A 14910-nucleotide genomic window follows, 5' to 3' on the forward strand; every position below is an offset into this window, starting at 1 on the left:
GCTCAAGGGCTGTCCGGCACCGGCCGGTACGGGGCAACGGCGGTAAAGCGAGGCCCGGGCAGCGCCACCGCGACGACATGGGCGCCGGCCATGCCCTGGCGCCTGCCCGGGCCGAAGCCCAGCGCCGGGGTCAGGCCGGTGTCGACATCGTGCAGGCCCTCCAGGGCGGCCACCAGCTGCTCGCGGCTGGCATCGCGGCCAATCTGCTTCAGGGCTTCGGACAACAGCCTCAGGGCACACAGGGTACTGACCTGCAACGACGCCTGGCGCGGGTCGAGGCCTTGGCGCTGCTGCAGGCCGGCCAGGGTCGCCATGCCCTGCTCGGTCCAGTCGCCCGGCACGAACGGATAGGCCAGGAACAGCCGTTGCGACCACTGCGCCGGCAAGCTCGCCACCGCTGCCGCCACCTGGCTGGACGCTGCGAACAGGTAAGGATCTCGCCCCTCGGCCTGCAGCGCCTGGGCGAGCGCGGCGAAGGCCGGGGCCCGGCCAACGAAGACAATGCCCGGGCCCTCGACCGCCCGACCATCAAAAGCCTGAACCGCAGGCGTCGCCCAGCCTTGCTGAAGCAAACGTTCACGCACTTGCTCGGCCAATGCCGCCTGCTCGTTGCCGGCATACACCACGCGCAAGCCATCGGGTGCCAGGCTCAAGGCGCCCCGGGCATGGGCGGCCAGGCTCAGCAACTGCTCGGCGATACCTGGCAACGGGTCGAAAATCTGTGAGCTGCCACCGCTGCGCGGCGTGCTGCCGATCAACGGCACGCCCCGTTGTTCGAGCAGGGCCGGCAGTTGCTGATCGAGCATGGGGGCCAGCGGCGCGATCAAGGTGAACACCTGGTCCTGGTCGAGCAAGCGTTGCAGGGCCTGCTCGGCAGTGGCCGAGTCGGTGCCGGTATCGGCCACCACCAGTTCCAGGCGCCGGCCATGGATGCCACCCTGCTGGTTGATCTGCTCCAGGCCATCTTCCAGCACGGCCCGCACGACATGCCCGGCGTCCGCCAGAGGGCCACTGGCTGGCAGCAGGGTCCCCAGGCGCAGCACCCCCTCCTCGACGCCAGGGTCCCGATCTTCGCTCAGGCGCTTGAGATAAGCGGTGAGGTTGCGCTGGTCGGCCACGGTCAGTTCGAAGCGTGGCATGGCCGGGTCCAGGCGCTGGCCCGCCGGATCGACGCCATACTGGATGGCGCGGGCCAGTGAGGCGTCGCTGTAGGCCGGGTAGCTGCGGCCGTTGCTCTGCCGCTCACCCTGCCCCAGCGCCATACGCTGCCAGTCGAGGCTGGGTGGGCGAACCCCACCTTCGGCACGCCCGCGCCCGTCAGTGCCGTGGCAGCTGGCGCAGGGCAGCACGCTGGCGGGGACGCTCATGTCGCTGGCACCGACGCGGGCCGTCAGCTGTGCGTCGCTGGCCGATACCCCAAGCCTGTATAGCCGCTTGCCTGCCTGTTCATTCGGGGTCAGTTCCAGGGCCCATGCCGAACCGCCAGTGATCCCAAGGAGGATGACTGCCAGGATCAAGCGAGCCCCTGTAGGAGCGGCCTTGTGTCGCGAAAGGGTCGCGCAGCGGCCCCAGTGGCTCAGCATCAATGCATGAATGGTCGGGGCTGCTTTGCAGCCCTTTCGCGACACAAGGCCGCTCCTACAGGCCTTGTGCAATTGCCCCCACCATAGCTGGGCCATGACGGCTATCGCCCGGCCAGCGGTTGCGCCAGCAACTGCATGCGCTGGGCAATGGCTGCAGGCGGTGCGTCCGGGCGGATCTTGCTCCAGCGCTTGCCGGCCACATCGCCAGCGATCAACTGGGTCGAGTGCTGCTCGGGGCTGGGCAGGAACTGGCCGATGCGCCCCAGCACCAGGTCGATGTCAGCCTTGTCGCCGGTGAGGAACAGCCAGTTGGCGCTGTCCACGCCCTGCTTCTGGGCAAAGGCCTTGAGCGCTGCCGGGGTGTCGTTGAGCGGGTCGCTGCTGATCGACACGAAGGTCACCTGGCTGGCCAGCTCCGGCCCCATGGCATCACGCACCTCACGCAGCTTGCGGGTGATCAGCGGGCAGGCGTCGGTGCAATGGGTAAAGATCACGTTGAGCATCACCACCTTGTCCTTGAGCACATCGCTGTAGAACCGCAGCGCCCGTCCGTTCTGGTCCTTGAGCACGGTGTCGGTGAACCAGGCCTGGGCATCGCGGGTGCCGCCGCCGCTGGTCATGGCCGGCGGCGCCGGCTGCGGGCTGGGCCCTTGCGGTGCATGGCCCTCATGGGCGAAAGCGACCGAACTGAGGATCCACAGCACGACCACCAGGGCCAGCCAGTCGCTGTGACGCATCGTGGTGTGGCGGGTTGCGCTGCTCATGGCTGCACCTCATGGTGGTCGGCGATGGCGGTACTCTTGGCATGCACGCGGCGAGCACTCAGGCGGTTGATTTCCTCGACCAGCACGGCCGGGTCGGTGAACCCGTAGTAGCGGGTCCAGTGGCCGGTGCGGCCGTCACCGACCAGGATCAGCGGCGGGTGCTGGCTGAGGTCGGCACTGAAGCTGCCCAGGCCCTTGAGGGTTTCGGTAATCGCATACTGCGAGCCGGTCAGCCAGCTCCAGCCCGGGCCATGCTGGAAGGCTTTGGCGTAATTCTGCAGGCGTTTGGCATCGTCACGCTGCGGGTCGACGCTGATCGACACCAGCTGGATCTCCTCGCCCACACGCCCGCCCAGCTGTTGCTGGACCTTGCCCATGATCGACGAAACCACCGGGCACACGGTGGTGCAGCTGGTGTAGATGAAGCCCATGACCACCAGGTGCTCGCCCACCAGGTCCTGCTCCAGGCGCACCGGCATGCCGTCCTGGTTGAGCAGCGAGACATCGGCAAAGCGCACGCTGGCCTTCTCCTGGTGCGCCGCCGGGGGCTGCCCGGCGTGGCCGTCGTGGTCATGGCCGGCATGGGCCAGGGCCAGGTTGCTGGCCACTAACAGGCTCAGGGCAAGCAGTTTGAAAGAATGCTTGGCGTTCATCGCACATTCCTCACTTCGGTCTGGGAAGCAGTAGCCGTGGCGGCAGGCAGCACGCGCAGGCTGGTGTAGTTTTCTTCGGCGAACTTGCGCCCGAGCGACGGCGACTGCACGTGCAGGTACCACGCGCCAGGTTCGGGCAGGGTCAGCGCTGCCTGGTACACGCCCTCGCCCACCTCTTCGAGCTGCAGGTTGCGCGGCAGCGACGAGGGCGCCAGGAAGTAGCGCAGGGTCAGGTCGTTCAGGCCGGCTCGCGGCTTGCCATCGTCGCCGACGATGCGCACCTTGGCGGTGAAGGCTGTTTGCGGTGGCAGTGGCTGGTCGAGGCCGATGAATTCGGCATGCGCCCCCCGGCGCTTGCTCGCATCAGCCGCGGTGGCGACATCGGTACTGAAGCAGTGGATGATCTGCGGCTGGTTGAGCAGGAAGGCCACATCGAACTTGCCTGCCGCCGGCATCTTCACCATCGAGCCATACACCCCCGGTGCCAGCTCGCGCAGGCTGCGGTCGATGACGAGGGTAGCGCGGGCCTGATGGCCACGGTTGTTGTAGCCGGACATCGGCGCGTTCATGCCCTCGGCATAGAAGTAGGTGGTGTTGTCCACCGGGTTGACCACGAACACCGAATTGTCGTCCCGCGACACCGCCAACCCTTGGGCCAGTGGCAGGTCACCGGCCTTGCGCGGCGCGGCGGGGCCGGCCTCGAAGCCCTGGACGATCGGCTGGCGCCCTTCGCCCAGGCTGCTCAGGTTGATCATGCTGACTTTGGGCGAGGCCAACCCGCGGATATAGGCGTAGCCTTTGGTGAAGGTCAGCTGGTACGGTTCGGCCGCCACCGGAATGCGGTGGATCAACTGGTCGGTACTGGCGTCGATCACCAGGGCCTGGTTGTCCACGGTGTTGAGCACGATGCCGTAACGGCCGTCACTGCTGAAGCGCATCGGCCCCAGGCCTTGCTCGGCCTTGACGATGTGGCGCAACTGGTGGTTGCGGGCATCGATCACCCGCACCGTGCCCTCTTCACCGTCGGCCACATACACCGCCTGGGACAGCGCCGAGTAAGCCACCGACAACGGGTGCGGGCCGACCTCCAGGGTTTTCACCAGGCGCATTTCGGGGATGTCGATGATGCTCAGCGTGCCGCCGTCGCGGTTGCTGACGAAGGCGTAACGCGAGTCGGCACTGAAGGCGATTTCATGGTGCCCGGAGCCGGTGGCGAACGACTTGAGGGTGGTGCGCCCTGGCACGTCGATCACGGTCACGCCGCCCTTGGCTGGGTCGCTGCTGTTGTTGCCCACCCACAGCCGGTGCTGGTCCGGCTGCAAGGCTACGCGAACCGGTGACTCGCCGGCATCCAGCGTGGCCACGCGGGTGAAGGTCTCGGTATCGATCACCGCCACCTGGCCACGCTCGGGGATCGACACGAACACCTGCTTGTCATCCCCGGTCGCCGCCCAGTCCATGGGGCGGCCCGGCAAGTCGATGCGCGCCAGGGTGCTGGTGACACCACCCACCGATACGGTCGGGTCGATCACGGTAAGGCTGGCGTCCTTGTTCAGCACCAGCAGGAAGTAGCTGTTCAGGTCCAGTAACGGGCGTGCACCGATGCTGCTCTTGAGAAACAGCGCAACGCGGGCCTTGCAACTCTGGTCGCGGTTGCCGCCCTCAAGTGGCGCCGACTGCGCTGGGTCGATCCAGGCACCCGGCGCCAGGCCCGACAGTGGCTGGCCGCTGGCCTGGTCGGTCACCTTGAAGCGCACGTTGGCAAAGGCGCCTTCACGCAGCTCGCTGCCGGCCAGCGGGTGCGCCTCGAACTCCACGGTCACGCCGTCGCGGCTGAGCCGGTGCAGGGCCTGCGGGTCGGCAGGCTCCTGCAGCAGTTCGCGCGGGTCGCACCAGAGTTTTTCGTACGCCACGCCCAGGCCGATGAGCGCCGCGCCCAGCATCACTCCCAATACGGCGGGCCGAGTTTTCTTGTTCTTGTACATGCTCGCGCTCCCCTTCCCTTACTGGCCCGCGGCAGTTGCCGGCGGCGCGTCGTTGGTCACCCGCAGGATGCCCCACAGTCCCGAGAGGTTGCCGTAGGCGGCATAGTCGCGGAACAGGTAGTCCCCTGGCACTGCGTTGGCGCCACCGGCACTGGGCAGCATGAAGCTGAAGTGCGCTGCCGGCAGCACGCTTTCCTGGGCACCGATGTACATGGCCATCGGGTTGTAGCCGAAGCGCACCGAGCCGATGCCAGGCAAGTTCATCGGGTAACCGTCCAGGTCGTTCTTCTGCGCCTGGTAGTTGTGCAGTGGCCACAGGTGACCGTCGAGCTGGTAGGTGATGCCGCGGCTACCCCCGCTGGGCATCAGCACATGGCTGCGCACTGGCTGGCCTGGCTTGGCATACAGCACCGGGGTTTGCGGGTCGCCGCCGACCAGGGCGTTGCTGTAGGCCATGTGGGCATTGGGCACGTCGGCGAAGCCAAAGCCATCGGCATGGCCGAACGGTGCGTCCGGCGCCAGGCCGAAGCGCAGCCACAGCGGCTCGGTCTTGTAGTTCAAGGCCATGTTGCCGTTGTCCTTCGGATCGCCCGGCACACCGTTGCCTTCGGTGGCGATGCCCTCGACCGGGCGGCCATCGGCCCAGCGCATGTTCATCGAGCGCTGCCATACCGTGACCAGGTCGCGGTAGTCAGGCTGGCCACTGACCTTGACGGTGGCCTGGGCGCGGCTGGCGGTGTCCTCGGTCCAGGTCGCGGTCTGCGGCAACACGCTCATGCCAGCGACCAGGCCCTTCTGCGGCTGCTTGATGACATCCGCCGGGGTCAAGTTGAGGCCACCGAACTCGATCGCCGTGGTGTTGATGTTGTCCACCGTGCGGCCCAGTTGCAGCATCGGCTTGCCTTCGCGCTCCAGGTGGCCGGCGTAGTACTGGTACACCCTGCTCGGGTAGGCACCGCTGTTACCCGCCCGAGGCGGCACGGTCTGCACCGGGTTGGCACCGACGTTGACACCGTCCGACTTGGTGATGTCGTAGGCCAGCAACTGTGCATGCAGGCCCACGTGGCTGGACGGCCGCATCAGGTTGTTGTTGAAGGCCGTGGAGCCTTCGCTGTCAAAGCGGTCGCGCTTGACCACGTTCTGCATCACCGCCGTGCTGGGCAAATCAGGCATGACCAGCGGCAGGCGGTTTTCCAGGGTGACGCTGATGCAGTCGCCGGCATTGGCACGCAGTACCAGTGGCTCTACCGGAACGCCGGCCTTGAGCTTGCCGGTGGCCGGGTCGAGGTCGGCCTTGCGCACGTACAGCACGGCAGTCGGGTCGTGCAGCGGCGCGCTGTGGCCGCCGACGGTGAAGGTGGTACCGTCCTCCTCGTCGACCACCGTCACCTGCGGGATGCTGGTGGTGCGGCTGTTGAACACCAGGGTGCCACCATTGGCCTTCAGCGGGCCGCCGACATGCTGGCCGATCCCGGCCGGGTCGTTGATGCTGACCCCGTTGCGGTTCTCCAGGATGTCGTTGGCCAATGCAGCGACGATCTCGTAGCTGCGCTTGACCGTGGTGCGGGTGCCGATGCCATTGGGGTTGGCCGTGGTTTTCGGGCAGATGCCGTCGAAGTTGACCGTGTTGCGCATAGCCACCGGTTGCGGGTTGTTCGGCAGCGGGAACAGGTCGGCGCGTTGCGCGGTGTAGTTGCGCATCACGCCCCAGATGCCGTTCCAGTAGCCTTCCAGGGCCGCATCCATGCTGTACAGATAGTCGCCGTTGGTGGCCGCGGAGCTGGAGATCATCGACACCGGCGCCATGAAGCCCATCTGTTCGGAGATGCCGATCATCTGCGAGGCCTTCCAGCCGGAGTTGGAGCTGTTGCCAAAGCCGGAACCGTTCTGCAGCCACTTCACGCCGTGCAGGGTGACGTTGTGCTCCTCTTCATGGCCACCGGCGTGCAGGCGCAGGCGCACGTTATCGCCGGAATAGGTACGCAGCATGGGGGTGAACGGGTCACCCGGCTCGCTGCCGGCCTTGTTGATGTGCGGTGGGAACAGCGTGGTGCCACCGGTGGGGCCGACCGCCGAAGTGATCGCCGAGGGCGCCAGGTTCATCGCCGGAATGGCGCGGTCGGTGCGGCTCTGCATGGCGTAGCTCAGGTCACCGCCCAGGCCGTCGGCCTGCATGCCGCGTTTGCCGTCCGGGCCGACCTTGTTCGGGTCGAACACTCGCAGGGCCAGTGGCTCGTTGCGGTAGTTGACGACGAACATGCCAGGGTCATCCACCGAGATCGCCTGCGGGCATGGCCGGCTTGGGCACCCTGGGCTCAGGCCACCACGGGACTCGACCACCGATTCGAGCAGGTTGGAGGCCTTCTGCCGCACGGGTGGGTTGATGGCGAAGCGGAAACTGTCGGCAGTGGCCGGATAGGCCTGGCCGTTGGGCACGCCATCCGGGCCGGCCCCCACGTATACACCCGCTTCATAGGCATGCTGGAAGTCGCTGTACTCCAGGAAGAACTCGCGGTAGCTGTCGTTCTTGCCATCGCCGTCATGGTCGCCGGTCTGCACCACGGCCTGCCAGGAGGTCGGGCCACCATCCTGGCGCGTGGCCGGGTTGTACAGCTTCTCGCCGGTTTCGGCGTGGTACCAGGTGGAACCGGCAGGCTCGGCGAGCACAGTGGCGTACAGCCCGAGTTGCTGGTGAGTCGATGGGCCGAGGTGGTCATGGGTGAAGATGGTGCCCAGGCCCCGGTCGACGTTATGCACGTTCACCAGTGGGTCGGCGAACCAGCGCTGCATGGCGGTGCGCGCCCCCAGCCAGTCGGCGCGGCCGAAGCGGCCGAAGTACGGGTGCTGCCTGGCAGACGGGCAAGCGGCCGTGCCGTCACGGGCATCGCCCTCGGTGCAGCCGTTGAAGCTGCGGATGGCATGCACACGCTCTACCACGCTGCCGGGCGAGAGAATGCCGTCTTCGTAGTTCCAGCCATTGGCCGAGCCGTCGGCGGCGGTCAGGTCCCACTTGGGCAGGTGAATATGCTGGCCGATTACGTCGGTTGGCGTGCGCACCTGGTAGTCATCCATCTCGTAGTAGGACGGGATCAGGTTGGTGTGGGTGTACATGGTGCAATCGAAGGTGTTCATGCGCATCACCAGCGGCTCAGGTGGGCGCTGCTTGGTGATCACCGGCCAGGCGTCCTCCCACAGGGCCAGGATGCGGGCCTGCGGGAAGTGGTAACCGACCTTGTTGTACACCGCGTCGAACTGGATGTTGGCACCTTTGTAGATACGCGGGCTGTCAGCGGTGAAGGTGGACGCACCACGGAAGTTCATGCCGGTCAGGCTTTCACCACTGAAGAACTCGCCAACACCCGAGGACTGGGTCAGGCGCTTGCCGCGGTCGTCCATGCAGGGTTCGTAGAACGGGGCGCCTGCGGTCGGCAGCGCACCGTTGGTGCGAAATGCCTTGGCCACCGGCTGGCTGCCAGGGATCAGGGCGTAGCTGGGGTGCTCGGCCTTGGCATGGAACTGCATGGCGGCCTGTTCGACATCGGTGCCCTCCTCCGGCATGTAGATCGGCTTGGCCTTGTGCACCACCTTGGAAAAATCGAGCTTGGTGGTGGTGGTCTCCGCCTCTCCGCCTGCGGAAACGCCATCCAGCGCATGGCGACCGAGGCCACCGTCCCAGCCATCGACCTGGTTGGGGTCGAGGTTGGCCCACAGGGCCTTGCCACTGTCCTTCAGCTGCCGGGCCAGGGCCGGGTCGAGCATGTCCAGTGGCGGGGTTGGCGGACGGTTGCCGACGCTGCTTTCCATACCGCCGATCCAGAACGGGTAACCGGGGTTCTTCAGGCTGCCGTCGGCGTTGCGGTTGGTCTCGCTACGATCGACCAGGGCCAGCGAGCCGACCGCCTTGGGCGCGGCAGGCTCATGGGCGTGGTCATCGTCGCCGTGCTCTTCGGCTTCCTCGTCGTCATTGGCGGCCACCTGCTCGGCGGCGAGTTTGGGTATCACCACCACCTTGCCGGGCATCGGCGCCATGGCCTTGCCAGGCAACGGCACGATGGCCGGGATCGGCGTACCGGCCACGATCTCGCCATCCGGCAAGGCGCGTGCGCCCGCTGCCGGTTTGCCGCTGCGCAGGGCAAACGGTGTGCTGTGGTAGCCGTTCTCTCCTTGCCCGCTGACTTCCAGGCGGGTGCCTTCCTCGAACACGTCATGCACCCGCCACATGGCCCACATGCCTTGGGCGAAATGCGGGTAGAAGTGGCAGTGGTAGATCGCATCGCCCGCCACGCGGTTGCGGTTGCCCGAGCCGCCGTTGGCGATTTCGTAGGTGTAGCCGATGCCCGGCCCGATGCCCTGGGCGTCGATGTAGTCGGAGTTGTCGTCGTTGGGGTTGAACAGCCACTGGTGGCCATGCAGGTGGAAGATGTGCTGTTCGTGGCCATTGTGGGTGTTGCGGAACTTGGTGAAGTCGCCGATGTAACTGTGGTGCACGTTGGCCGGTTCCGCCGGGTACAGGGCCATGCTGGCCTTGACCCCGGTGGCGCTGGCCGGCGGTACCTCGCCCGGGCGAATATGCTCCAGGCCGACGTTGGCCGGCACATCGACCAAAGTGCCGATATCACCGACGGTGTGCGAACTGAGGAAGAACTCTTCGTAGGCACACGACAGGCAGTCGTGCATCGGCCCGACCCCCAGGCGGTTGGCCACCACTTCGGCGCCCATGCCACCGGAGCCGTAGTTGATCATGAACGAATCACGGGTCGGCTCCAGCACATGGCCCATCACCGGGTCGGCCCAATAGGCAGGGAACGCCTGGGTGGCGGCCACTTCGTCGGCAAATTGCGACGCGAAGTCACGGAACGCTTCGAGGCGGTTGGGCAGTGCCGGGTTGCGCTTGCCGATGCTCTCAAGCGGGTAGGTGGTCTTGGGGAAGCTGCCATCCGGGTTCGGCCCCATGACGATGGCATCGGTTTCGCTGTTGAGGATCTCGTTGCCATCGACCATGGCGATGATCGGCTTGCCAGCCTTGCCTTCACTGAGCCATGGCTCGCTTTGCGGATAGCGCGCCTGGTAGTCGATCACGGGCTGGCCGGTTGCCGTGCGCCCGGTGGTTGCCAGGCGCATTTCTTCTTCGGTGAGGGTATTGCGGTAGGTTCGCCCACCTTTGGGGACCACCACCACCTGGCCGAACAGGCCGTTGGCGACGTTGCCGGCGCCCCCCTGGCCGCCGAAGGTCGCGCCTTGACTGGTGGCGGCGAAGGCACCTTCACGTTCGGCATACAGGGTGTAGCTGCGGGTGTTGCCGGGGGCCACCAGGAAATTGCCATTGCGGCCGGTGTTGGCGGCGATGTCGCCGATGCTGTTGACGGCTTGCATGCCGTTGACCTGGAAGCCGACGTGACGGTCGGTCACCTGTTCATCGGCAACGAAGTTTTCGCCACCTTCGTTCTCGACTTCGATTTCCGGGCCCTCTTCCTCGCCCTCCTCACCTTCTTCTTCTTCGTGGTCGATGCCGTGCTTGTTGGGGTTGGCCTTGTAGTCGAGCAAGTTGGTCAGATTGACCGTCAGGCAGTCACCGGCGGCCACGCGCAGCACGATCGGCCGCGGGCGCTTGTCGGGGCGCAGGGTGACTTTGCCCGGCACTGCCGCGCCGCCTTTGCTCAGCGGGACCTGGTGGTCGTCCACCACATCCTCGCGCAAGGCGAACATCATGCCATTGGCGTTCTGCGCGCCCAGGCGGTTGAACATCAGGGGCTGATCCAGCGCCACCACATTGGCCACCAGGGTGCGCTGGCACTGCACAGCGGCCTCGGCGGGCGCTTCCCAGCCAAGCAAGGCCAGAACGAATGAAGTCAGGACGGGGCCTTTGGACGGGGTCGACATGCTGCACCTCCGGGACACAGGGACACTGAGAGGTGCTGGAGCAAGGGATGTGCCATCTCATGATGGCCATGTATTTCAGTCAGTTAGATTGGAAAGCGAAACAAATTGGGGAGGATTCCCCACGGTAATTCCCCGAATCGGGGGATGTCAGGCATTGTCGTTATGGGCAGAACAACGGGACTGCATAGGTGCTTTCCTGTTTACCCGTCGACAAATCCTACAGTCTCATAGGAAGCGTGACGCTCCTCCAAGCATGGCTTCCCCGCTAGTGTTCGGCTTCCGCGTTATTGCACCTGCTCGCCCATTACCCGCCCAACACGAGAAGCCACCTGATGAATAATGCAACCCTGAGCTGCCACGCCCCCTACACCCAACCGCGAAGACCCACGGTGGTGACAGCGACATTTGCGGGTACGCGGGCACACATGAAATGTGCATTCAGAGGCCAATGACGTGGCAACACTATGGCTTTTTACCCCTACCCGCGAGTCAAAGCACTCACCGCGAATCGGGAAGCAGATCACGCATGTCAACCAGACGGTGCTCACCTTGCAAAACCCTTGGGTAACCGATTCCGTGATCATGGCCAAACTCTACCTGGCCATGATCTTGGTTGTGGGTGCAGTCGTTTACGCGGAAGTGCTGGACGACGTTCGTAATTCAATGCTTACCCACATGTACCCAACCATGGTGTTGCTGCTGTGCCCCCTGACTTTCCTGCCTTGCCTGGCGTATCGAATCTATTTCATAAAAAAACGGTCTGCCATCTACTTCAATCGCGCCACCCAGAAAATCTATTACAAGCGCCCAGGAAGGCTGTTCACTTTTGAATGGAGCGACGTCTGCGGAGGCGTTTTCAGGCGCACCGAAATCGGCGGGGCGTCTTTCACGACCCGGTACGCTTTGGCCTTTGCCCCCCGCCGAGGTGACGGCAGTCTTCATCACAAAGATTGCCTCTGGGTCGATAGCAACGAGCCCACGGAACCCGACTTGAAGTACGTCGCGCAAGTTTGGGAATACCTCCGCCACTTCATGGACCACGGCCCCGACCAACTCCCTTCCCCCGACGAGCCCAACTGGTGGCACAAGCCTCTACATGCCATCTGTCTCACCCCGGCAGAAGCCTGGCGCCACTACGCGCCTTGGCGCACCGGAGAACCTGGCGAAATGCAGGGCAAGAGGAACTGGCAATTGCCGTTCTGGGCCGTGCTGTTTCCCTACAACCTTACCTTGGCCATGTGTTGGTATGTCATCTGTCGCCTCTTTGATGTCCGGGCAGCCCCTGCGCCACCCGAGGCACTCGAGGAGACGCCTGTTCAACACGACAGGCGCACGCACGAATAGCTGATTGGCAATATTCGGGGGGGCCCGGCGGCCCTTTGTCGACATCACCGCAAATTCCATGAAACAAATTGAACATCTGCCCCCGATAAGCTTCCAAAAGAGGATACGTGCCATCCTTTTGCCAGGAGCCTGCGCCAATGCCCAGCCAGCTTTGCCTGCCGTGCCATCAGTCAGGAACCCGGCGGTCATGAAAATGCCCGGCCGCGCGCCCAACTCCAGCCTGCAGCTCGACTATGTACGTGACACCCTTTTCGGCCCGGTGGCCCTGAGCGTGGAATGCCAGTGCCAGCTCGCCGCACTGAACCTGCAAGGTCGCCCTGGCCTGCGTCTGCACATCTGCCCGCCGCTGCCGGACAAGGTCGAGCGCGCCCACAGCGTGGCATTCGTCTGGGATGGGCGCAGCTACCGCGGGGTGGTGCGTGACCAGGGCAAATGCGGCGATGGGGGGCTGAACCTGCTGCTCGAACTGCAGTAATTCGATCAACGGCGGCGAACTGGGCTGAACCTGGCGTAAATGGCGCATCTCCATAACTACAAGGCCCTGCCTTCTGGAGAATGCCATGAACAGCCCGTTGCTCAAGCTCTTCACCCACCCCTCCGACGCCTGGATCGATATACGCCGTGCCGAGGAGGACCACCCGCAGCAGTACCTGCCCCGCTTGCTGGTCCTGGCCCTGATCCCTGCCCTGTGCCTGTTCGTTGGCACCACCACGTTCGGCTGGAGCCTGGCCGCGGAGGACCGGGTGCGGCTGAGCATGGCAAGTGCCGCGCAACTGGCCGGGCTGCTGTATGCCACCACGGTAGTGGGGGTGATGCTGATGGGGGTGATGATCCGCTGGATGTCACGTGGTTTCGATGCACGACCGACGCTCAATCAATGCATCGGCTTCGCTGCCTATTGCGCGACGCCATGGTTTTTCGCCGGCGTGATTGGCCTGGTGCCGATTCGCTGGCTGGCATTGCTGGTGCTGGTGGCGGCTTCTGCCTATGCCACGGTATTGCTGTACGGCGGCTTGCAGACCTTCCTGCGTTTGCGCAAGGAGCAGGCCATGCTGTTTGCCACTTGCGTCTGGGGCGTGGGGCTGCTGCTACTGGTGACCATCCTGGTGTCGATGATCCTGTTCTGGTCCGGCCTGACGCCGGAATACGTGCGCCCGGCCAGCCTCGGCTGACCGGTGCACATCGGCTGCTCAGGCGTTGGCCCTGAGCAGTGCCGGGTGGCTGTCTCGCAACGTGTGCAACTGACCGACCAGATTCACCAGGTCGCGACAACTGTTCAAGCTTTGTAACGAGACCCCGGAAAGGGTGACACCCTCCTCCAGGTTCTGTCCCTGCCCCAAGCGAATGGTCAGGGTACTACCGTCCGGGCAGCTGACTTCACATCGATCAGGCAGGCACGCCTGCTCGATGATTTGCCGCATTTCCAACATCGAAACGCCTATCAACGACATGCTACGACCCTCTCTGTACTGGATGGCCTGTTGTGTGTGAGTACGCCTTTGGCTGGCAGGGTGCCAATTGATATTGCGCATGCCCAAGCGGCCGTCCATGCGCCGGGGCAATGACCATGCAAGGGATCCTCTAGCACCTTAGTGGAAGAACGATTACCGGCCTCGCCCGTTCGATCGAATGCTGGCACTTCGCGACAGGCGGTCACTGCATGCCCCTAATTGTCGCTCAAGGATGCCCACAGGTGCTGCGCGGCGTAAGCGCGCCATGGTTGCCAGGCCAACGCTCGCTGGGCCAGCACGGCATCTGGGCCTTCCAGCAAGCGCAAAGCCTTGACCAACGCCACATCGCCCAACGGCAGTGAATCACTGGCGCCTGCCTGGCGCAGCGCCAGATAATGGGCACTCCAGGGGCCGATGCCCTTCAGGCGGCAAAGGTCGGCCAACAGCGGCTCCAGTGGCTGGCCCTTTTGCAGCAGGGTTGGCCGGGCCAGTAGCGCTCGCGCCAGGGTACCCAGGGTGGCAGCGCGTGCGCGGGGCATGCCGAGGTTTTCCAGATCGGCGCAGGCAAGCACTTTCGCCGTCGGGAAGACATGTGTCAGGCCAGCAGCCGGCAGACGCAACGGCTGGCCATGGCGTGCCACCAGGCGTCCTGCCAGGGTCATGGCCCCTGCCACGCTGATCTGCTGGCCGAGCACCGTGCGCATGGCTTGCTCGCAGGCGTCCCAACCTTGCGGCACGCGCAGGCCCGGGCGGGCGGCGAGCAATTTGGCCATCAAGGGGTCGCGGGCAAGCTCGGCGGCGATGCGAGCGGGGTCGGCGTCGAGGTCGAAGAAGCGGCGGATGCGGGCGATCAGGGCGGGGACTGACTGGGCAGGCACACCGCTGAGCTGGATAAACAGGCGATTGCCGCTGACGGGACGGGCTTCGAGTACACCGTGTTGGCCAGCCACGGGGAAACTGCGGCGATAGGTGCCTTCACTGAATGTTTCAATGCCAGGAATGCAGCGGGCGGCGAGGAAGGCCAGGGTGCAAGGCCAATGGTAGGGTATGGGATAGCGTAGCCAGATCGTGTGCTGGCCTGAGCGTGTCGATGATCTTTGCACGGCGTGCAGGCGGGACAGAGGCATTGCTGCATCATGCCAAGTTTTTTAGGGTTTGTACCGGCCTCTTCGCGGGCACGCCCGCTCCCACAGGGTTATCACAGACCTGAGCATTGTGGGTCTGCTGTGGGAGCGGGCGTGCCCGCGAAG

At 65.0% G+C, this 14910-nt stretch carries 10 protein-coding genes; 3 read left to right on the top strand and 7 right to left on the bottom strand.

Annotated elements, in window-relative coordinates; genetic code table 11:
• Positions 1–2: 2 nt before the first annotated feature.
• From ACIPW4_RS10925 to mnxG, 5 genes are all read right to left on the bottom strand, one after another.
• On the bottom strand, positions 3–1517 hold the full coding sequence (locus tag ACIPW4_RS10925) for an ABC transporter substrate-binding protein (protein WP_400657567.1): 1515 nt from the start codon (positions 1515–1517) through the stop codon (positions 3–5).
• A gap of 167 nt (positions 1518–1684) precedes the next feature.
• Positions 1685–2347: an SCO family protein gene (locus tag ACIPW4_RS10930; protein WP_400657569.1), complete on the bottom strand. Its 663-nt coding sequence runs from the start codon at positions 2345–2347 to the stop codon at positions 1685–1687.
• Positions 2344–3000, bottom strand: coding sequence for an SCO family protein (locus tag ACIPW4_RS10935; protein ID WP_400657570.1), 657 nt, complete (start codon positions 2998–3000; stop codon positions 2344–2346). The genes ACIPW4_RS10930 and ACIPW4_RS10935 overlap by 4 nt, the downstream gene beginning before the upstream one ends.
• Positions 2997–4985, bottom strand: a complete 1989-nt coding sequence (locus tag ACIPW4_RS10940) for a cytochrome D1 domain-containing protein (RefSeq protein ID WP_400657572.1) — start codon at positions 4983–4985, stop codon at positions 2997–2999. Before ACIPW4_RS10940 ends, ACIPW4_RS10935 begins: the two co-directional genes overlap by 4 nt.
• An 18-nt stretch (positions 4986–5003) precedes the next feature.
• Positions 5004–10865 (bottom strand): manganese-oxidizing multicopper oxidase MnxG, encoded by a 5862-nt coding sequence (gene mnxG, locus ACIPW4_RS10945; protein ID WP_400657574.1) that lies wholly within the window; start codon positions 10863–10865, stop codon positions 5004–5006.
• Between the two features lie 453 nt (positions 10866–11318).
• On the opposite strand from mnxG, the gene ACIPW4_RS10950 reads away from it, so the two are divergent.
• The 3 genes from ACIPW4_RS10950 (at position 11319) to ACIPW4_RS10960 (ending at position 13381) form a co-directional block, all read left to right on the top strand.
• Complete coding sequence (locus ACIPW4_RS10950; RefSeq protein WP_400657576.1) at positions 11319–12209, top strand: DUF6708 domain-containing protein; 891 nt, start codon at positions 11319–11321, stop codon at positions 12207–12209.
• Between the two features lie 187 nt (positions 12210–12396).
• Positions 12397–12684 carry a hypothetical protein gene (locus tag ACIPW4_RS10955; RefSeq protein ID WP_400657578.1) on the top strand — a complete coding sequence of 96 codons (288 nt, stop codon included), beginning with the start codon at positions 12397–12399 and terminating at the stop codon, positions 12682–12684.
• Positions 12685–12769: 85 nt separating this feature from the next.
• Complete coding sequence (locus ACIPW4_RS10960; RefSeq protein WP_400657581.1) at positions 12770–13381, top strand: Yip1 family protein; 612 nt, start codon at positions 12770–12772, stop codon at positions 13379–13381.
• 18 nt (positions 13382–13399) lie between these two features.
• On the opposite strand, the gene ACIPW4_RS10965 is transcribed toward ACIPW4_RS10960, so the two are convergent.
• Complete coding sequence (locus ACIPW4_RS10965) at positions 13400–13660, bottom strand: DUF1652 domain-containing protein (RefSeq protein WP_400657582.1); 261 nt, start codon at positions 13658–13660, stop codon at positions 13400–13402.
• Positions 13661–13875: 215 nt separating this feature from the next.
• On the bottom strand, positions 13876–14787 hold the full coding sequence (locus tag ACIPW4_RS10970) for a DNA-3-methyladenine glycosylase family protein (protein WP_400657584.1): 912 nt from the start codon (positions 14785–14787) through the stop codon (positions 13876–13878).
• Positions 14788–14910 lie beyond the last annotated feature (123 nt).

Source organism: Pseudomonas sp. NPDC089996, from assembly GCF_044748405.1.
Taxonomy (GTDB): Bacteria; Pseudomonadota; Gammaproteobacteria; order Pseudomonadales; family Pseudomonadaceae; genus Aquipseudomonas.